The sequence below is a fragment of the Chlamydiifrater volucris genome (assembly GCF_902806995.1).
Taxonomy (GTDB): Bacteria; Chlamydiota; Chlamydiia; order Chlamydiales; family Chlamydiaceae; genus Chlamydiifrater; species Chlamydiifrater volucris.
In genome coordinates, this window is record NZ_LR777654.1 from 937084 (window position 1) to 956449 (window position 19366).

19 protein-coding genes and 2 tRNA genes are annotated in these 19366 nt (G+C 40.8%); 9 read left to right on the forward strand and 12 right to left on the reverse strand.

Translation table 11 applies throughout. The features are described 5' to 3' along the window. Positions 1-21 precede the first annotated feature (21 nt). The 3 genes from KJA62_RS03890 (at position 22) to recO (ending at position 1464) form a co-directional block, all read left to right on the forward strand. A tRNA-Arg gene (locus KJA62_RS03890) sits at positions 22-95 on the forward strand. A 148-nt stretch (positions 96-243) separates the two neighbouring features. Then, the gene (locus tag KJA62_RS03895) at positions 244-774 is read left to right on the forward strand and encodes a type I restriction enzyme HsdR N-terminal domain-containing protein (RefSeq protein ID WP_213319120.1); all 531 of its coding nucleotides are present in this window, start codon (positions 244-246) and stop codon (positions 772-774) included. 6 nt (positions 775-780) lie between these two features. Further along, positions 781-1464, forward strand: a complete 684-nt coding sequence (gene recO, locus KJA62_RS03900) for a DNA repair protein RecO (protein ID WP_213318704.1) — start codon at positions 781-783, stop codon at positions 1462-1464. A 2-nt stretch (positions 1465-1466) separates the two neighbouring features. Here the strand turns inward: recO and KJA62_RS03905 are convergent, their stop codons facing one another. After that, positions 1467-2114: a hypothetical protein gene (locus KJA62_RS03905; RefSeq protein WP_213318705.1), complete on the reverse strand. Its 648-nt coding sequence runs from the start codon at positions 2112-2114 to the stop codon at positions 1467-1469. An 88-nt stretch (positions 2115-2202) separates the two neighbouring features. After that, a tRNA-Leu gene (locus KJA62_RS03910) sits at positions 2203-2284 on the reverse strand. Between the two features lie 132 nt (positions 2285-2416). Here KJA62_RS03910 and KJA62_RS03915 point away from each other — a divergent pair. Together KJA62_RS03915 and yidD are read left to right on the forward strand one after the other, a co-directional pair. After that, a complete protein-coding gene (locus tag KJA62_RS03915) occupies positions 2417-3205 on the forward strand; it encodes an RMD1 family protein (protein WP_213318706.1) in 789 nt (262 codons plus the stop codon). 1 nt (position 3206) lies between these two features. Beyond that, on the forward strand, positions 3207-3458 hold the full coding sequence (gene yidD, locus KJA62_RS03920; protein WP_246481896.1) for a membrane protein insertion efficiency factor YidD: 252 nt from the start codon (positions 3207-3209) through the stop codon (positions 3456-3458). A 3-nt stretch (positions 3459-3461) separates the two neighbouring features. Here the strand turns inward: yidD and KJA62_RS03925 are convergent, their stop codons facing one another. Then, positions 3462-4577 carry a LysM peptidoglycan-binding domain-containing protein gene (locus KJA62_RS03925; protein WP_213318708.1) on the reverse strand — a complete coding sequence of 372 codons (1116 nt, stop codon included), beginning with the start codon at positions 4575-4577 and terminating at the stop codon, positions 3462-3464. Between the two features lie 99 nt (positions 4578-4676). On the opposite strand from KJA62_RS03925, the gene pheT reads away from it, so the two are divergent. From pheT to KJA62_RS03940, 3 genes are read left to right on the forward strand one after another with little or no spacing between them, the layout of a single operon-like run. Beyond that, positions 4677-7067 carry a phenylalanine--tRNA ligase subunit beta gene (gene pheT, locus KJA62_RS03930; RefSeq protein WP_213318709.1) on the forward strand — a complete coding sequence of 797 codons (2391 nt, stop codon included), beginning with the start codon at positions 4677-4679 and terminating at the stop codon, positions 7065-7067. 21 nt (positions 7068-7088) lie between these two features. Then, positions 7089-8060, forward strand: a complete 972-nt coding sequence (locus KJA62_RS03935) for a toxin-antitoxin system YwqK family antitoxin (RefSeq protein WP_213318710.1) — start codon at positions 7089-7091, stop codon at positions 8058-8060. 2 nt (positions 8061-8062) lie between these two features. Further along, positions 8063-8602, forward strand: a complete 540-nt coding sequence (locus KJA62_RS03940) for an MGMT family protein (protein WP_213318711.1) — start codon at positions 8063-8065, stop codon at positions 8600-8602. Here KJA62_RS03940 and KJA62_RS03945 read toward each other — a convergent pair. The 6 genes from KJA62_RS03945 to KJA62_RS03970 form a co-directional block, all read right to left on the reverse strand. Then, positions 8592-10349, reverse strand: coding sequence for an ABC transporter permease (locus KJA62_RS03945; protein WP_213318712.1), 1758 nt, complete (start codon positions 10347-10349; stop codon positions 8592-8594). The two genes, KJA62_RS03940 and KJA62_RS03945, sit on opposite strands and share 11 nt — an antisense overlap. 5 nt (positions 10350-10354) lie before the next feature. Further along, on the reverse strand, positions 10355-11872 hold the full coding sequence (locus KJA62_RS03950; protein ID WP_213318713.1) for an ABC transporter permease: 1518 nt from the start codon (positions 11870-11872) through the stop codon (positions 10355-10357). Beyond that, the gene (locus KJA62_RS03955; RefSeq protein ID WP_213318970.1) at positions 11854-13986 is read right to left on the reverse strand and encodes an ABC transporter substrate-binding protein; all 2133 of its coding nucleotides are present in this window, start codon (positions 13984-13986) and stop codon (positions 11854-11856) included. The genes KJA62_RS03950 and KJA62_RS03955 overlap by 19 nt, the downstream gene beginning before the upstream one ends. A 242-nt stretch (positions 13987-14228) precedes the next feature. Then, positions 14229-14477 carry a hypothetical protein gene (locus KJA62_RS03960; protein ID WP_213318714.1) on the reverse strand — a complete coding sequence of 83 codons (249 nt, stop codon included), beginning with the start codon at positions 14475-14477 and terminating at the stop codon, positions 14229-14231. A 227-nt stretch (positions 14478-14704) separates the two neighbouring features. Next, positions 14705-15043 (reverse strand): hypothetical protein, encoded by a 339-nt coding sequence (locus tag KJA62_RS03965; protein WP_213318715.1) that lies wholly within the window; start codon positions 15041-15043, stop codon positions 14705-14707. 38 nt (positions 15044-15081) lie between these two features. Next, positions 15082-16116, reverse strand: coding sequence for a tetratricopeptide repeat protein (locus KJA62_RS03970; protein WP_213318716.1), 1035 nt, complete (start codon positions 16114-16116; stop codon positions 15082-15084). Positions 16117-16216: 100 nt separating this feature from the next. Between KJA62_RS03970 and hemH the strand changes: the two genes are divergently transcribed. After that, a complete protein-coding gene (gene hemH / locus KJA62_RS03975; protein ID WP_213318717.1) occupies positions 16217-17191 on the forward strand; it encodes a ferrochelatase in 975 nt (324 codons plus the stop codon). Positions 17192-17196: 5 nt separating this feature from the next. On the opposite strand, the gene KJA62_RS03980 is transcribed toward hemH, so the two are convergent. The 3 genes from KJA62_RS03980 to KJA62_RS03990 are packed head-to-tail and all read right to left on the reverse strand — an operon-like array spanning position 17197 to position 19341. Continuing rightward, positions 17197-17982, reverse strand: a complete 786-nt coding sequence (locus KJA62_RS03980) for a transporter substrate-binding domain-containing protein (RefSeq protein WP_213318718.1) — start codon at positions 17980-17982, stop codon at positions 17197-17199. 33 nt (positions 17983-18015) lie between these two features. Then, positions 18016-18582: a 16S rRNA (guanine(966)-N(2))-methyltransferase RsmD gene (rsmD, locus tag KJA62_RS03985; protein WP_213318719.1), complete on the reverse strand. Its 567-nt coding sequence runs from the start codon at positions 18580-18582 to the stop codon at positions 18016-18018. Between the two features lie 9 nt (positions 18583-18591). Beyond that, positions 18592-19341: a metallophosphoesterase gene (locus KJA62_RS03990; protein WP_213318720.1), complete on the reverse strand. Its 750-nt coding sequence runs from the start codon at positions 19339-19341 to the stop codon at positions 18592-18594. Positions 19342-19366: the final 25 nt, after the last annotated feature.

The following is a 19366-nucleotide window of genomic DNA, read 5'->3' on the forward strand; positions in this document are numbered from 1 at the left end:
CTCCCAAGGTTGGTTCTTTGAGCACCGATAGCTCAATTGGATAGAGTACCTGGCTTCGGACCAGGTGGTTAGAGGTTCGAGCCCTCTTCGGTGCGTTTCTTCTGGTCTTAGGGTCAACATGAGTTCTGTTTTACTATCCAAAATTTATTTAACAAGCATAATGAGGGAAACTCTGTTGTTATTGTAAGCCGTATTGATGGAAAGCTCCAGATCTTTATCTTCTTAGTACCCTCCAATTTGACCATGTTCTCAGAACAAAACCCGCTTATCATCCAAACACAGACTTCTGATGCAGAAGGTCAATCCTTAAGACCTGAAGAAGTTGTCAGACAAAAAGTTATTCAGCTGCTCACTACAGAATTGGGCTACCCTAAAAATCTTCTCATCTTGGAAAAAGAGCTACGTACTTTGTCCATCCTTTTCACTAAAAATCAAAACATCAAGCTCCCTCATAGGAGAATGGACATCTTGGTTGTTACTCCTAAATCTTACAATTACCAGGGCGAAAAAAAACTCTGTGTCCCTTTTCAACCTCTATTGTTGATTGAATGCAAGTCAAAGGTGTTAAACAAAAAAACAGTCTTTCAAATTCTGGGGTACAACGCCTTTATTGGTGCTCCTTGTATAGCACTAACATCTTCCAAACAACATTTAACAGGGTTCTTCAACGCAGAAACTCAAACTTTCGAATTTTCTAAAGGACTACCTCATTTTTCAGATTTAATGAATTATTACTTCAGTATAAACCCCAAAAATAACGATGTAGCTTTCTGATTTTCTATGCTCGTAAGAATCCCCGGAATCTCTCTCAAAACGGTCCCTATGGAAAAGCAAGGCTGCATAGCCACCATATTCACCCCCTCAGGACTTATCACTGTGTTTGCCAAAAGCGGACTATCTCCTAATTTTACGGAAAGAGAGACCTTACTTCCCATTACCCAAGCTTACTATACATTTACCTATCACCCACCTAAAATGAGACGCTTTACAGAAGCTGAAATCATTAATCCTTACCTAGAAATTAAAACAAACTACCGAGCGTTACTAGCTGCAGGGAAAATGATCGAAGCTATTCTGACTACCCAGTGGAAAGAAAAACCTTCTAAAGACTTGTATATTCTATTCGCAAATCTTTTGTACCGAATGACAAAAGTTAAATATCCTCAGACTCTAGCATCAGCTTTTTTATTGAAACTCATGAAGTACGAGGGGATCCTAGATGCTTCCCCACACTGTCGTTCTTGTGGGAAACATTTGGCAGATGCAGTACGGCGCTACAAGGGGTACCGGTTTTGCCCGGAACATGGTCCCAGTGGAAGTATCCTCTTTTCTCGAGACGAAGAGCGATTCCTGCTAGCCCTAATTACCAGCAAAAAATTTGCTGACCTTGAAGAGTTAGCAAATTTTGATGTGTGCCTCAAAGACTCTATATCTGAACTTTTTAACACTATCATAGAAGATTAAACTTACAATATCGTGATACTTCCTCCATCACAAGTTTGTATGTCAAAAGTGATCGTCGGAAACGTTCCTGCTAATTCATTATAAAATACTTTATTTCGAAAACCTTTTTTCCTTTGCCGATACTCTTGAGAAATATTCACTTTGCCTCCAAAGGAAGTACGCGTCTGAACTATAACCCCGACAGTTTTAGGTAATCGCAGACAAATGGGCTCCGAACGATTACGGATATTAACTACCGCATCTTTTTTCCATAGCCCCTCAAAACTGAGATTAATCTTGCAGGAAGTACAACGGATGGATAAATAGTCCAAAGCTTCGTAATTTCCAGTAAAATTTCCATTCAGTACTCCGAACGTTCCCTCATAAGAAATCGTTTTCAGAAGAGGAAATTGTCCAGAACAATCTAAAAAAACTCTCTTATTTCTTCTGGCATCAATATCGATGTCCTGTAAATCAGGATATTTTCCTGAAAAATCAAACCTCTCCACATAGAGTTCTTCTTCTCCATAAGAAAAATTTTGTGAGTTTCTAAAGACCCCAACATTGAGATCGCGTCCAGCAACGATATCACCAAAGAGAACTAACGGAGAAAGACTTACACAGAAAATCAGTAAAAAACGTTTGAAACAAGTAACGAAGAACCGGCGCATCTCCAAACAACTCCTGAGACAATCCAAAAGCCTACCATCTCAAGATATCCCGTTATTTGGCAATGACAAAAACACAGCGAAAAGATGCTGCGAGAGAGGGGACTCGAACCCCTAAGGATTGCTCCACTGCCACCTCAAGACAGCGCGTATACCAATTCCGCCACTCCCGCAAAGGAATCCGGGTCTACCGAACTCAGCAAGAAGAAAGCTTACAAAGCTTTACCTGTTTTGAACAAGAAAAAAAACATTTCCGAAGATAAAGAAATCAGGTACATTGGGGGTAAAAAATTTTATAATTCATCATGCGTTGCACAGCTTATTGTACCGCTTCCGCTTATAATCTACATGTCCTCTTTCATTTGCTAAAAGCTCACTACACAACTACTCTTTCGAGAGAATACGTGCTTATAGTTTCTAACGAGAACCCTGACATGATAGCTGTTTTCTTTTCTTACGGAACAGCTGTTTTCTGGGGGTGGAACGAACAGGAGGAAATTCGATTGCTACAGACGCTAACCTCCTCCTCCCAAGAAATTATTAAACACCCAGAGATTGATAAATACGAATTCGATTATGGCGAAAAATTACTAATACGAAGAGATAAGTTAGTTCTATCCGATTCTTCCATTAACACCAAGTTAGCAATTTCTTTTGGATTGGCCCAATCAGTCAAGCTAACCATTTTTGAGGAGACTATTTATAAAACTATAGAAAATTCTAAAAGACTGCCCAAAGATTTGGCCACTAAAGGGCATATCCGAATGTCTAGGAGAACAATAGGGAAAAGGATAGGTCAATTATTCCTGGATAAAGCTTCTGTAAATTTGCACTCAGATATTCTTGATGAGCCTGACTTTTTCTGGGAACATCCAGAAACTCAACCCATCTACCGAGATGTGTTCCTTTGTTTAGATATAGAATCTCGCATCAATGTGCTCAATCATAGGCTTACAGTCCTTGGAGATCTATTAGAAATTTTAAACGATCAACTGAACCACCAACATTCTTCATCTTTGGAGTGGACGATAATATGCTTAATTATGTTAGAACTCTCAGTAGCTCTTTTGAAAGATGTTTTCAATGTTATTTAAAATGAAAAAAATCTTAGTCAGTTTAATAAAGATCTACCGCCAATTACTTTCCCCCTTCTTCGGGTACTCTTGCCGTTTTTTCCCTTCTTGCTCCTTCTATGCCCTACAAGCACTTCATCACTACGAAACCAAAAAAGCCTTATGGTTGATCAGCTGCAGGATAGCAAAATGTGGTGGGTGGCACCCTGGAGGTCCAGATTTTCTCCCTGGAACTTCCGTAGAAGAAGCTCTCCAAGAGGATCCTCCCCTATAAGAATCACCCGCAGGGAATTTTTAAACGATTGCCAGGAAGAATTTTGCTAGTCTTCATTCCATTAGCTTGGGATAGAGCATCAACGCTAACACGAAACTTTTTAGCCACAGACCACAACGAATCCCCTTCCTTGACTATGTATTCCTTCGAGTCCCCAAGGGTATCCCCACTTCTAACATTTCTCTTCCTAACATCTTCTTTCGAGAGCAAAGCTTGAGCAACCACTTTCACCTCTGAAGAACGTGGAGAGGAAAGAATTTGACAACAAAACTTTTCTGCATAAGGAGAACTCATTGGTAATATTCGCAGAAATTTTATCAGCCTTTCATCCGGGAAAGTATGAACAACGTAGTCTGAGTCGTGAACCAAAAAAAGAAGCGAAGCCAAGGGAAATTCTGCTCTAAGATAAGTGGATAAACATTGTCGACGAGCAGCATCAGAAATCAATGTTGCCCTAGACTTTTCCGAACAAAGTGAAAAAAATACCTCTTCTCCCCCCAAAATTACCATACGAACCAAGGATGCTAACGAGGAAACCTTCTCTTCCGCTCCAACAAGTAAATTACGAAGATAAAGAAACTCAGGAGTCGAACAAAATGCTACTATCAATTCTTCAGAAACATTTCCTGACTGTAACCCTTGATTTAGTAAAATAAACAACCCTCTTGAGGTGTAAGGATATTTTTCCTCAGCAAAAAATTTCTTTGCCAAGCTGTACTCCAACTCCTTCAATCCCTCGGGAACGAGAATTTTTTTCCCTTTCTCTTCCAGTTCAACCATAGAAACGGGCTTTTCAACAGCCTTGACTATGTCAAAATGATGAAAAGAAACCGCTGCCCCCAATGCAAACTGTTTCAAGGGCCTCCCGTGAACTGTACCCTCAGAATCCAACAAGGTAAATAAATCTCCAAGAGGGAGGGAAGTCATGATTTCTATAAAATTATCTGGGAATACAGCAGAAGATCGTGTCCTAGCTATCATAGGCCCATTGAAAAGGTTCAGCTTATAAATATCTTTGCGAAAAACGGCCGAGTATAGCAGGAACAAAAAAACGACATTCAAAGCAATGCTAAGAATCAGAGACTGCGACAACCATTTCCCTTGCCCTGACTTGCTCATTCTTTACAAGATCTCCCAGCTTGGAGCACAGAAACATTAAAACTCTTGCCACTATACATTCTCTCTCGTAAAATCTCCTATCAAAAACGTTTGCAGGCTATGCTCATCCCTCTACAGGCATTACAACGCTACTTTAGCTCCCCTATCTCTCTGAAAGAAATCCTCCGTGCCTGCGATGCCATCGGCATAGAGGTCACCATATCAGAAAATCGTGAAAAATCCTTCTCTGATGTTGTTGCTGTCAAAATTTTAGACGTTCAGCCGCACCCTAACGCGGAAAAACTACGAGTAGCGATGATCTATGACGGGGAGAATACTATTCAGGTCGTATGTGGCGCTCCTAACTGCCGGGAAGGAATTGTCACTGCCTTTGCAAGGGTAGGCGCTGTCTTAGTTTCGCCTGAGGGAGAACCTTATAAAATAAAAAAATCCAAAATCCGCGGTGTAGAGTCCTTCGGCATGTGCTGTTCTACTGCAGAATTGGGCATCACTGACGATAGTTCTGATGGAATCTTAGAACTACCTAACAGCACTTTGCTCGGAGAAGACCTCTCCACAATATTAGGGGATGTCTGTCTTGAACTGTCCCTTACTCCAAACCTAGGGCACTGCGCCTCTCTTTTGGGGGTGGCTAGAGAAATGGCCTTTGCCTCTGGAAAGAAGTTAGCAATCCCTCAAGAATGGAATTTTTCTCCTTTCCCAACCTTGCTCTGCCCCTCTTTTGAACGTGTGGATGAGGAGGCTTGTCCGCTCTTTGCTTACGCGGAAATTACGGGTGTTACTAACATGCCCTCCCCTAAGGGACTTCAAGAAACTTTAATTAAGTTAGGACAAAAACCTATCAATGCAATCGTAGACATCACTAACTACGTTATGCTCGGGTTGGGACAACCTCTACATGCTTACGATCAAAGATTCGTCGACGCAGATTCCTTGTCTGTCTCAAGATTAGATACTACACACAACGTGACAACGTTGCAAAACGAAGAAATATCTCTACCCGAATCTACCCTTGTTGTCAGAGACAATGAAAAAATTCTCGCTGTCGCTGGGGTCATCGGTTGTAAATCTTCCTCCGTACAGGAGTCTACAGACTCCATCGTCCTCGAGGCGGCCTATTTTTCCCCGAAGGCAGTTGGTGCAACCATAGCTTCAACAGGGTTACAAACAGAGGCTAGTTACAGATTCTCAAGAGGAATCGACCCAAAGAATGTGTTGCCATCTCTCTACGCAGCAATCCATCTTATCCTGGACATCTTTCCCCAAGCTAAAGTGCGACATGTCTATGTGTTGGAAAATGCCCCTTACGAAGCTAGGTTTGTACATCTAAGAGCTTCTCAGGCCAACCGCCTGTTAGGAATCAATCTTGACCAAAAAGAATGTTCTTCAAAGCTAGAAAGCTTAGGGTTTCAAGTTGTTAAAAAAGAAGAAGATAAACTTGTTATCGAAGTCCCTTCTTACCGTCATGACATCTCAAACGAAGCGGATTTAGTGGAAGAACTTTTTCGTTCTATAGGTTTTGAAGCTATTGCCCCCTCGCAAAAGACTATCACTTCCTCAAGGGTACGCGGGGCTTATCCCCCTAGTTATTCTTTAGCCCGTCAACTTGTGCAATCTCTGACAGGATTCGGGTTACTGGAATTTTACACGGAGGATCTTTTGGATCCTTCTTTCACTCATCTTTGTCCAGAAGCAATATCAAATGTTCACCTGTCAGGCTCAAAAAGTACATTACTACTGAGACCTTCGTTGTTTCCCGGATTACTATCGTGTGCGGCTAGAGCATTCAATCGTCGCCATCCCTTCTTTAGAGGATTCGAAATTGGAAAAATTTATAACAAAATCGACGAACGTTACCAGGAACGAGAAGTTTTAGGTCTAGTTCTAGGCGGAGAAGCCTCTCCTAACTCTTGGATACCCTCCAGCAAAGAACTATCTTTTTTCTCTATGAAGGGGTTAGTAGAAAAACTACTAGCAGATCTTGGCATCAACGGATTGTTGGATGTGGAGCCGTCTGATTCCCCTCTTTTCCATCCTTTTCAACAAGGAGTTCTAAAACTAAGAAAGAATGAATTGGGAATCCTCGGTACGGTCCATCCTAAACACTTAAGAAACCTGAGCATTTCTCAACCTGTGTTTTTTGCCGAGATTGTTTTAGATAAACTTTTGAAATTATCGCCCAAAGAACCCGCGCTTTACAAGCCCGTTCTTCCTTTCCCTTCGTCATTCAGAGACATCACCCTTACAGTTCCTGATAGGATTCTGGCGTCTACTTTGGTAAAAAAACTTTTATCTCTGAACTCTAAATGGCTTGAAAGTGTCACCGTTGTCAGTATATATCGTGATAGTAAGGATATTGATAGCAATGTCAGAAATATTTCCTTGCGATTAACTTTCCGAGGAAATACAAAAACCTTGTCTAATCAAGAAGTTGATGAAGAGTATAATTTACTCGTTACCTCGTTATACCAACAACTTGAGAGAGAATAACTTTATAGAATTTAGAAGATTATGCGTTTATTACTCGTTTTGTTACTTGGCTTGTCCTTCTCATCCCCATCTGCCCTTGGAGCGTCTAAAGATTCTTTGATTATGAAAGAAACATACCGTAACAACTACGGGATCATTGTTTCAAAACAAGAATGGGTAAGAAGAGGTAGGGATGGGACTGTTACAAAAGTATTAAAAGATGGTTCCGTTATTCATGAAGTATACTCCTCTGGGGCGTATCATGGGGAAGTGACTGTCACTTTCCCCCATAGTGAAACTGTAGCCCAAATAAAAACCTATGACATGGGCAGACTCCTATCTATAAAAACCTTTTTTGTAAACGGGCTGCCTGCTCGAGAGGAAGTTTTTAAAGAAGATGGATCCCACGTAACTTCCTTGTGGTCTGAAGGCAATGAAGCCGACACTATTACGACACCTTATTTTATCGAAACAGTCTCCGGAGGAAAAATTGTGGAAGGATTTTATTCCTCAAAGAATGGCAAATATACCTCTTCTATTTCTCAAGGAACTGGAATACGCTCTTCTTTTTCCAATGACAATGCCTTACTAACAGAAGAAGTTTTTAGAGACGGAGAATTAATAAAGTGTATTACTTTTTATTCTAACAGAGATCCTGAATCTATCGTACACTATGTCAATGGCTGCCCACATGGATTACGCCTAACCTACTTGATAGGTGGCATTCCGAATACGATTGAAGAATGGCGCTATGGATATCAAGACGGCATGACGACAGTGTTCAAGAATGGGTGCAAAGTTGCTGAAATTTCTTATGTCAAAGGATGTAAAGAAGGACTGGAACTCCGTTACAACGAAAGTGAAGCTATAGCAGAAGAGGTTTCTTGGAAAAATAATAATTTGCACGGAGTAAGGAAAATATACGCCGGGGATGTTTCCAAAAAGGAATGGTATCATCATGGCAAAGTTGTAACGAAAGCTAAATTTGAAAGGTTGAACAACCTCGCAGGATAACAATGTTTTCTTCTCCTTCGGAATTAGAACTTGTTTCGAAGCAAACCAAAAAGACGTTATTCCAAGCGTGCTCTCAAGGTTTGGTGCTGTCTGCTCACCCTCCTCTCCGAGTAATGGTTCGTTTTGATAGTCATACTCCCATGCGGAGTTTTCTCACAAGATCTCCAGTGTTTGCTTGCCTTTTCTTGGGGAGCTCGGCCCACCAGCCCATGGTTCAAACTGTCGACTGGCTGATCAATTACTCCTGTAAAAAATCTCAGGAACTGCCAAAGTGTTTTGAAAAAATTCCTTTATCTCTCCCACAGAAAACTGTTTTCAAGTTAATTGCTAACATCCCTTTTGGTGACAGTCTTCCGTCTAGGGAGATAGCTTCGAATGTTGGCATAAGCGTCGACGAAGTGGATGTTATCTGTAACACTAATCCTCTTCCCTTGTTTATCCCCTGCCACCGAGTCCACAGGCAATCCTATCCAGAACCTATTAAGAATTTTTACAGCAATCTGCAAACTTTCGAAAAAACAGGCAACTTAGTTAATCCCTGAGTCTTGGATCTAAAGCATCCCGCACACCGTCTCCAATAAGAGCTATAATGACAAGCAGCAGTGTTAACATTATAGCTGGAGGCCACAAAATACGACTCTCTGCAGGGAAAGCTGTTACTCCTTCTCTCATAAGAGCTCCCCAAGACGCAGAAGTTTCCTCACCTAGTCCTAGAAAAGTTAACCCTGCTTCGCAGCTGATCATTGCCATCATAGAAAATGGAAGAAGAGAAATTACAGGGAAAATTGCATTTGGTAAAATTTGACTAAACATAATATGGAGATGGCTACATCCCATACTTTTAGCGCACAACACGTAGGGAAGTTCTCGTTGCTTCAGAGTCTCCATTCGAACGTATCGACTAATCCCCGACCAACCAAACAGCCCCAAAATGATTGTATCAAGAAATAGGGACTTCACCCCTACAACAGACACGATAAGAAGCAAGATGAACAATACAGGCATAGTTTCCCATATTTCAGTAAAACGAGACAAAAGCATGTCTATTCTGCCACCAAAATACCCCGAAATGAGCCCTAAGGGAACACCTATACACAGAGCTAATAAAACTCCTACTCCTCCTACGGTAAGCGCTACACGAACACCAAAAATTAACGAGGCTAACAGATCTTTTTGATTAATACGTGATAACTGCCACCAAGAGACAATTTTATTCATGTCCCTAGATCCGCCTGAATCCTCTTCCCAATGGAAAACCGTTAGGAGGGGATTGATTAAAATTCTTAGCTGGCTAGACTCTTTTTCAATCCAAAGTCGTTTACTCTTAATAAAATCTACAGACCCCTGAAGTTTACCATAATCTTCAAGCACTTTTCTTATGGAGACTAATTTTTTTTGTGTCTGAGAAGAAAGATCAGAGACTTTTTGATACTGAGACTGCAGGTGGTGGAAGTCTCCTTCATGCCTATAGAAAGCCAAGTTCATGTCATGTTGGGCTTTTGACAACTCCATTAAATAGGGACGATACTCGTTAACAGCAACATCCCACTCAACACAAGCGACTTCGTAAGACGGCTTCAATTTTTCTAATCTACCATTCAGACGTTCTAAACAAGTTTTTTCGTTATACAGTTCCATTTGTCTCAATGTCGGCAACATCTTCTTTCCCGTCCTACCCTCAAAAGCTACACAATGCTTTTGTAAAGCAGCATCTTGTCTGATGCGGTACAACGAGCGAATCAGCAAACCTAGCTTTTCGTATGTGCTCATGAAACTTTTTTCGTAATCCCAGGTACGGAGCTCCTTAGGAAGGATAACTAAAGCATCATGACTCTCTACCTCCTTAGATGCATATAACCCTGTTGATCGTAATAACCTCAACTGCTCATCCCCAGAAGGATCTTTGACATACCCAGCATCCACGACAAAAAACAGAGCCAAATGAAGTATTGTCAATATAGCTAACGCTGTTCCTCGAATTTTCCCTCGTAGTAGTTTCCAAGAGAGAATAAAAAAAGGCAGTGAAAGCATCAGTACATTGAAGAAAATATCTATGGATTTTGTGTAATAACCTTTAAACAACAAGTATCGAAAGAGTGGCCAATAATACTCGCCATTCCAGTAAACAAGAACAGGCTTACCTGAAGCAAAAAGTGGGGCGTAAATGCCTACAATAGAAATGATCAGAAATAATTTAAAAGCTAGAGAAGCCAAGAAATTTTTCTTATACGCTCTTACAAAAGATTTTAGTGGAGAATCTACACTTGTCGTTTTGTTCAACTTGCCCATGCCTTCTACCTCCTCGCCTTATCAAATTGCACGCGGGGATCTAAAAAAGCATACGCTATGTCGCCAATCAAATAACCCAGCAAAGATAGTGTGGATCCTGCAAGCACAGAAAAAAGAACCACATTATGGTCTCGATTCAAAATAGCTTGGTAAAAGAACTTACCAAACCCATCTATGTTGAAGAGCGTTTCGACAACGAGAGCGCCTCCTAAAATAGAGCCCAGGGAAGAAGCCAAAGATGTCACTAACGAAGCTGCTGCGTTACGGCCAACATGCTTAACATAAATTTCTACATTGGAAATTCCTCTAGCGTATGCGGACCGAATGTAATCTTGATTCAAAATCTCCAGGAATACAGAGCGACTTAAACGGGACTGAGCAGCCAAAGCCCAATAGCTAACAGCTAGAAACGGCAAAAAACAATGCGTAACTACATCCAAAACTTTCCCCAAAGAAGTTAGTCCAGAAAAAACATCCGGAGAAGACTTGAGACCGCTATATGGCATAGGAATATTCGTGAAAGGAATATTCTTATTGATAACAAATTTATCTATGATCCAAGGAACAGCAACAAAAACAGGTACAGAAAATAAAACCAAAAACACGACGTTGAGAACGTGATCTATCCAACGATTTCTATTGATCGCCATGATCATACCAAATATCTGGCAAAGCACGAAAACCACGATCAGAGGCATTACAGAAAGAACTATTGAACATTGTATCCGAGAAAAAACCTCTGCGAGGACTGTACGATTGGGATCATTTCTCATCGTGCCAAAATCTAATTTCAAAACTCGAGATAAATACCCAGAAAATCGAGTTTCGAAAAAAAACACCTTCCATTTTTGTTTAGAATTGTAAGAAAAAGCCTCTATGCCTCCCTGGTCAGTGAACCACTGTTTCAAGTCTGACACTTTAAATTCCAAATCTTCAAGAGTATCTTGCCCTTTACTGAGTAAGGAAACTAGTTTTGTGTTAGACTCTGCTATCTCCTTGTTACGAGCTTTTTGTTCTGGAGATAATCCCGGACCTGTTATTCCTTGACGCAGCCCTCCTCGAATGAATAAATCTGCAGCAATATTTCGATACAAAAGACTTGCAGAACTATTGGAAGCTTCAAAAAGCAGTATGGGCATAATGAATTTGGCCCTATCCCCCCAGAACACCCTCAATTTTGACAACGAATCCCCTTTATGCTTTTTCTCTGGACCACCTTTGCTAGCTTCGACAGCATCAATTATGGAGTGGATGCCCGCTTGTACCTGTTTCAAAGAAATAGAGGGCCGCGCATTAAAAAGTATGGGTAAAGTTAAGCCATAGTGCTCACGAAACTGCAAATACCTATCAGGCCCTTTACACACACGAATCTTTTCAGATTTGCCCGCTTCTCCAGATCCATCAATAGCCTTATCCTCTAGGACATCCCCCGGAGCTAAATTTAAAATCACAAAGTTAACCAGGATAATTGAAAACAATGTGATAGGGAAAAAAAGAAGTCGTTTTAAGATATACCTAAACACCCTTCCTCCTTGCTAAGCCACGCCATAGAAAGATTCACAACGCCATCTTGGGCCTCAGGAATTAAATCCGTGTGCATTTTAGGAACAAAAATATTCTTCACGTAGTCTCTGTAAAGCAGTATGCTGTTCCTGGAGTACAAGAAAGTATAAGGAGCCTCCTCATGAATGATCTCATGAAATCTGTGATATAACTTCAGCCGCTTATCTTTATCATATTCGTAGCTTAGCTTTTCTATAATCTCATCTGCTTCCGGATTTTTAAATCCTACAGCATTCGCGGAGCCCTTCTCTAAAGCTCCCTCAGAATGCCAAAGAGCTCTAGGATCCTCGGGGGGAGGGCCTAAACACCACCCCATCAGGATGGCATCAAAATTTTTTTCTTCAAAAGCAAGGGAAAGGTCGGCTACATCAAGCCCTAAAAGACTGCAATCAACACCTATCTCCTTGCATGCAGTGGAAATATACTCTGCTATAGTGCGCGAGGTTACACTCTTCACGTAATAGCACAGACGAAACTGAAAAGGAACTACAACTCCATCTATCACTTTCTCTCGAATGCCATCTCCGTCCCTATCTATCCATCCAGACTCCTCCAAGAGTCGAGAGGCTTCTTCCGGAGAATAAGGCCACTCCTGCACGTTATGATTGTAAGACGGAGAATGTATAGAGAAGGGACCACTAATTGTGAACCCTTGTCCTCCAAGCACTTGATCTATAATGCGATTCCTATCTATGGCCATATTCATAGCCCTACGAACATCGCTATCCTGGAAGAATAAAGAAAAACAATTCCACCCAACATAAGAGTAGGCCTTATCCAGAGAAGACACCATACGAATCCCTTCGCCTTTCTCTGCTTGAGCCTGGTAAGAAGGACTTTTCATGAAGGATTCTAAATTATCCTTGTGGTTGGGAGGAAGATAAGCAATATCTATGTTCCCAGCTTTAAAATCTTGGAACAAAGAGTCTGTGCTGTCCCGCAAAAGTATTACTTTTTCTTCAACAAGAGCAGCCAATGGGTTGTAATAATCGGGGTTTCTTACAAATCGGATACGCTCGCTATCCATTCCAGAAAATATGTAAGGTCCGCAACTAACAATATAATTCAATGCCCAATGGGAAGAAAAATTTTGCGCCCAAACGGAGTTGACCCTATAAGTATCCTCACTCTCATCTTCAGGGATAATTTTTTCTCCTGAGGAAAAATATTTATATACAAAACTGGGCAGCGGCTGCAAACAAAGCGTGTTGATAAATGCAGCGTACTGGACTTTATTAGTAACTTGACCTTCTTCCCCAAGGACTGCATGTGCTTTCCAACGGACACTAAACTCTAAATCATTGTGAACAACAAAAGAGACTATGTCTTCGAAACATGCTCTTAAAGAAACAGCCCTCATATCAGCAATATAGGGATTCATCACCACGTCATAGAAAAATTTGAAGTCTTCCGCAGTAACACGCTTCTTCTCAAAAAACATTGGGTGTAAAGAAAAGGTCTTAGGAAATAAATTGGGATTGATAGGGTGCCAAAATACATCTGGGCGAAGATAAATATGAAATTCCTTATCACCAGAGCCGTCCTCCAAAAGCCTTTCCTCTATTTTGACAGCTAGCTCAGGAGCAAACTTCTCGTATTTACCCACGTGCTGAGCAGCCAGGGAAGGTACACACATTTCGTACATGCGTACAATGTTCTCGAAGCCATTGAAAGGACTAAGATTATCCGGACGGCACACATTGGCTGAACGCAACACTCCCTTAGGAAGAAACTTCTCCCCTAAAAGGGCTGGAAGAGTAGATGAAACATAGGGGTCTGGGGATAACAAGTTGGGAAGCTTTGGGTTCCCTATGTTTTTGCCATCAAAACCACAGGGAGAGGTTAAATTCCATAACTCTTTTTTCTGAACATTTCCTGATGAAGACCTGTAACTGTCTAGTTGATTTTGTTTGATGAGCGAAACTATATCACGGACATCTGATTTGATATCTGTCACGCTCCCTTTCACAACCTTAATGTCTCTTTCCAAAAGATCTGAAGACCAATAAAGAAGGAGCAACGCTCCAAAAAGAAGGATGCTTAAAACTCTATCGAAAAAAAAGTGTTTTTTCATCATATAGATGCTTCCCTAATAAAAAACATAGCCGCCCCGCTCGCAAACGTTTGGGCTTTTTACAGCTCAAAATATTTACATTCAAGATTTTGTTACAATTTTTTTTAATGCATGGTGCAGAAAAGAGGAAGCGGAGAAGAGTCACGTCGAAGGGAATTTTTAAAAAAGCTTTTAGCTTTCCTTGCAAGTTTAGTGGGGATACTCACCCCCACCAAACAATTGCCTAACACTATATGGAGGTTTTATCCATTTTTCTCCACCCCTACCCAATTGTCGAGGCTCTTTAACCATGGGTACTTGCTTGAGGTAAAAGAAGAAGAAACGTTACCCTCTTCGGGGGATTTTTCTTCGTTTTCGCCTTCTTCTTTGTTGTCTTCACAAGATTCTTTTTCGTCTGTAACAGCGTTGAAAACAACGGAGCTGTCTCCGAAAACTTGAGGAGCTGCAGCAAAAGCCGATAGAGCCAAAGCAGCAAAAACGATTCTTTTCATAATTATCTCCTTTTTATGCGTAACGACAAGGCCCTCGAACAAGGGATGAGCTCAACACAGGAGCCTCGACACAAAGCCGTCACAAATGAGTTTCGGCGGATTATACAGAAGCAAAGTTTGTTGGGCAAGAAAATAAACCCATCTTACTAAATGCAGGATCTTTACTATCAACAAACTTTAACAATCGTTTCTCTCTAAAAAGCCTTTAAGAAGCCCTGAAAACCATTTTAAATGGCAAATTCTGCAGTTAATTTTGGCAATAAATACAACCCACAAAGCAACAAAATTGCTCCCATAACAAGAACCACTAATGAGAAACAAAACGGGTCTATACCTATACCACAACACCATCTGAAAAAACTTTCTGAAAATACCGGAATGGGCACTCGCGTAGCATGTAACAATCCAGTTCCTGTCAAGAAGAGAACTACACCCAAAATCCCAAAGGCACAGCCAACATCATACCTGGCTCCTGCAGACATTGAATGCTTCCAAGAACTACTCACTCTAGAGAAAAAGCCCTCCGAAGACTGCAATGGAACGAAAGACTGTACTTTTATGCTCATAAAACAAAAAAAGAAAACTATAACCTATTAATGATCTGTTAATTATACTCGATTCCGTAAAACTTGATAAGACTTTGTGATTTCTTATAATCTATTTTTTTTAATTCTTCATAAATCCTAAGTCCTGCAGCGTTCATCCCCTGCTGGAAATACAATACCCCCAACTTAAACATCGTCTCACAATCTTTGGGCTTCAACTTCAGCACTATCTCGTATTCCTTAATTTCCTCTTGGGGCATCTGCAGGTCATGATAGCTGTAGGCCAGTTGAGAATGTACCCAAGCATTCCCGGGAGCGTATTCATTTAAAATTTTAAATTCTTCTATAGCTCTCCTAGCAACAGAGAAAAACTTTTCTTCAATTTCTCCATCGTACTTCTTCGAAGGAACCCAAAACATCGTATCAAACTCTGGGTACTTTCTCGGATCCGCGTATAAGCCCGACAGTGTGACATACGCATTTGCTAATGCCACGTGTGCTTCCAAATTTGTGGGAATAGTCTGAACTACCTTTAGGTAAGCCTCCACCGACCTTTCCAGCAACATTTCTCGAATTTTGAAGTAATCTTGCCAAAAACAAAAGCAACTTACCTTTCTCAATAACGATTTTGAAAGGTATCTATAAGCAAAAGAAAACAAATCATATTCCGAATGTTGTAGCTCAGAAGACAGTTTTGAAGCTGCAACAGCAATACTAGACTGTTCACCAATAACGCCCGAAAAAGAGGCGCACTGCAAAGCTTGATCCAGATACTCAGAGCAAAGAGCCTCATAAAAGTCATTTTTTTTAGAAAGAAGATACAGACGAATAACAAGAAAAACAAACAAAGAAAGAAAGAAACAAGAAAGGATAAATGCTGGCAGCAACGTTTTCCCAGAGAACAAAAACATGTAGAGAAATATCGATATCTCTAGAACCATTAAAAGGGAAAAACCTGCCAAGTATGCGCTCTGCATATGTAAAAATCTACGCAACCTACAGGAAACTTTTTTACATAAAGGCTCCAATACGTTCTGAAAACTTTCAGAGCTAGTTGTTCCCTTTTCCTGATATGTCTGACCAAACGTCGACATGAAAACCTCGACCAATTTTAATGGAATTTTAAGGTCTTACTTGATTTAATCCAAACTTGCGGAAAACTCTTCCTTTCCCAGTCAGCTGAGGTCCTTGTTTATGTCCCGGGTGTATGTCTTAGCAAATTTTGGCGGCCCTAGATCTTTAGACGAAGTGGAACCATTTCTAACAAGCTTACTGACGGATCCTGATGTAACGGGAAAAATCCTCTCCGAGAAGTTAACGAAAAAGTTATTTACATGGATAGCCAAAAAACGAACGCCCAAAGTTATCCCTCAATACGAAGCTATAGGAGGGTTCTCTCCTATAGCTAGCGACACATTGAAAATGGCTCACCAATTACAAAGAACTTTTCAAACTCCTGTTATCCCTTTCCATCGTTATTTGCCTTCAACTCACCAGGAAACACTATCCCACCTCCGAGATTCAACTAACCAAGAAGTTATCGGCATTCCCCTCTTTCCCCATTTCACTTACTGCGTAACAGGCAGTATCATAAAATTCCTATCTAGACATCTTCCTAATATCAAATGGCGCTGGATTACTAACTTCGGATCTCACTCGTCATTTATCCAAACTTGGATTTCACACCTTAAAGAATTCTTCAAAAAGAATAAAATCCCTGAGGACGATTGTGTTCTGTTATTTTCCTTCCATGGAATACCTGAGAGCATGTCCAAAAAAGGCGACCCTTATGCCAGCCAATGTCTAGAATCTTTCGGCATCTTAAGGAAGGCCTTTCCCTTTAGTACGACTATGTTGTCTTTCCAGTCCCGTTTTGGCCCTTTTAAATGGCTAATGCCTTACACACAAAAAGTATGCCAAACACTCATATCCCCTAAGAAACACGTAGCTATAGTACCTCTGGGTTTTATTTCGGATCACCTGGAAACTCTTTTCGAAATAGAAAACGAATACCTCCCTACTTTACGTGAAAGAGGCTACAAAGCACACCGCGTGCCAGCTATTTTTGAATCTCAACACTGGATGCCGGCTCTACACGCAATTGTTCAAACTTCCACGCAAACCCGCCCTGAGCAAATATTCTCAAGGAACTTTGGAACGACAACATGAAAGTCTTAAGGCAACCGATATTGTTTTTTTATAGCGTCATACTTACCTTGACGACGTAGCTTCACCAACCCGGAATTAAAGCTGTCTATGAGAGTGTCATTTTCACCTTGAAGAGCGATCATCCGAAGCCCTTCCTCCGTCAAAGGTTTAGAAATAATTTTCAATCTTCCTTTGTAGACACTCTCTACTAGCGAAGATGCTTCTATAACAGGCACCAATAAAGCATCGTAACACCCAGAAGATAAGGATTCTAAAGCTACTGGAACGTGCTTATACGCAGAAATGATAGCTCCAGGAATATCCTGAGCCACTGATGCTGACGAGTCAAATTTGTAGACCCCTATGATTTTGCCCTTCAGAGACGTTATGTCTTTGTAAGGAGAGTTCTCCTGCACAACCAAAACGGGTCCCGTCAAAAGAAACGGCTCAGAAAAACTGTACCTAGAACGATTCTCTAGCCCAGGATACAATGACGTGAAAGCCCCTGAAGTCTTTCGATCATCGAGATTTTCAAAAAGGTGAATCCAATCTTGATTGACCAATACTATGTTCGTGTGCTCCCTTTCATTAATTTCCGAAACTAAAGCATTGAGAAAAGCATTGATGTTCGCATTGTACACACCAAACTGTACAGGGAACCATGTAGCATCTCTACCGACAAGAATCTCCCTTTTCTCTCTTGAACATCCAGACGAAAGAACCGTCAGTAACAAAGCAATACCTAGTGCGACGCTTCTTAAAATTCTTTTGTTCTTCACGTGACTCAGCCTCAAGAAATGAAACCTCTTCATTCTCCACATATTCCGAAATAAAAATTTTTATATCTAGATATTTTCGGTTTCTGCCAATTGATACTCGAATAAAAAACTATCCCCAAATTTTCGCTGGTTTTTTGAAATCAATCCGTTAACTACAATTTCCTTAGAGGAAGCTTTTTCCAAAAAAATTCTCGCATTACTTTCTAAGAGATTGGTATTCACTAGCTCAAGAAGCACTTTCTCCAAAAATGTATCCGCAATTACATAGGGAGGGTCCATATAAATTATGTGAAACTTTCTACCCTGGTGCTGCAGTCGCCTAAATCCTGCAATCACATCTTTATTCAGAACGATTACCTGATCCTCTGTCTGCAATAACTTGGCATTAGAACGGATGATTTTTATAGATTTGATGGACGAATCAATAAACGTTGCTGAGGCTGCACCTCTACTCAAAGCCTCAAAACCCATGCTGCCACTTCCAGCGAAAGCATCCAGAAAACAACACTTCTGAACAACATCACGGCAAATATTAAATACGGCCTCTTTCACAACACCCAAGGTAGGTCTAACGGATTTGTCTTTGAAAGATACCAAACTCTTACCTTTAAACTTTCCTGAAAGAATTTTCATAACCGAGCACTATAAAATTCGTTGAGGACAAAAATTTACATAGTCTGCAGCGACCAGCCTATACTGAACAGAATTACCAGGAAATTCTTTTGGAAAAATAGATTTTAATCCATGAATATGACCAAACACACAAACGTCTACATCATAATCGCTTAACAGTTCAGAAACAGGTCCTGAGGATCCATCGAAAGATATCGGTGGGTAATGAGTCATAGCTATAATTTTTTCACTATCTAAGGGAAGCTGTTTACATGCCTCTTTCAACCTAAGATATTCTCGTTGAAAAATCTTTTCATTGTGAACAATTTGCTCTCCCGTCCATATTTTGTTTCCCTTAGGAGACTTAAAAACACTGGAAGGAATATTTATAGAAGAATGATCCCACAAGCGAGTCCCTATAATATCAATCTTAGTTCCAGGAATCCGAAATACTCCGCCTCTGAGATAAGTAATGTTACTTGGAAGAGCAGCTGACAACTTACTAGCTGAAGAAGAGCTCCAATAATCATGGTTTCCTTTAATGACAACCTTGTTCCCAGGGAGCTCCCCTATGAAGGAAAAATCCTCTTTCGATTCATCCAAACTCTTTCCCCAGGAAATATCTCCGGGAAGAAGAACCCAATCCAAATCAGAAACCGTAGAACACCAACCCTTCCGAAGCTTCTCTAAATACCCCGTCCAAGGATCACCAAAAATCTCCATAGTTTTTTCCGGGACACCCAAGCACAGATGTAGATCAGCCAATGCGTACAACTTCATAACGTACTCTCCATCGCACGCATAT